The following is a 629-nucleotide window of genomic DNA, read 5'->3' as shown; positions in this document are numbered from 1 at the left end:
TTTGCGGTCCACCTTCTGACGTCTCTCGACGGCGAGACGCCGAGCACGCTCATCCCTCGGTGACGACGGGCTGGGGAAGGCAGGCGCATTTTCTCGTGAAGCGTGGGGGAAAAGCGGTGGCGCTGCGGGTTTTGCCCGGCCGTCCAGAAGACTCTTAATTTTCTCGAGCAGCTTTTCTCGAGCGGTATCTTCGTCCAAGCCGAACAGATCGATGGAAGTGATCTGAGCAAAAAATCCCGGCCGGTCACAATCCTCGATCCGGATGGGGGCGAGTTTACGGTCAACGCCCTGTGGATCGGCCAGGACAGCGGCCTGCCACTGCGGCTGGCTGGAAGCCGAGCCCAGGTAGGCCGCCGAGAGTAGCGCGATGGTGCGCTTCGCCCGGGTCATGCCCTGCTGCATGATTTCCATCCAGTTATTTCCGAACGTCACATCCCATGCCTTGAGCAGCACCCGGTAGCCGGCCTCCTCCAGCTGCCAGGCGATCCACTCCGCCCATTCGACGTCACCGCTGGCGTAGGAGATGAAGAAGTCCCACTCCTGCGTCCGGTCCGGAGCGTTCTCCAGAGGATCACGGCCAGCGGAACCCCCCATACCATCCATATGGCGGATCCTGCCACGCACCGCGG

At 62.3% G+C, this 629-nt stretch carries 1 protein-coding gene; it reads right to left on the bottom strand.

Translation table 11 applies throughout. The features are described 5' to 3' along the window. A partial coding sequence (locus NBW84_RS17680) for a toll/interleukin-1 receptor domain-containing protein (RefSeq protein ID WP_250285840.1) occupies positions 1-603 on the bottom strand: 603 nt, incomplete at its 3' end. Positions 604-629: the final 26 nt, after the last annotated feature.

Origin of the sequence: Protofrankia sp. CiP1_Cm_nod2, from assembly GCF_920664355.1 — a bacterium.
Taxonomy (GTDB): domain Bacteria; phylum Actinomycetota; class Actinomycetes; order Frankiales; family Frankiaceae; genus Protofrankia.
The sequence above is the reverse complement of the archived record's forward strand: the minus strand, read 5'-3'. Positions and strand labels throughout refer to the sequence as shown.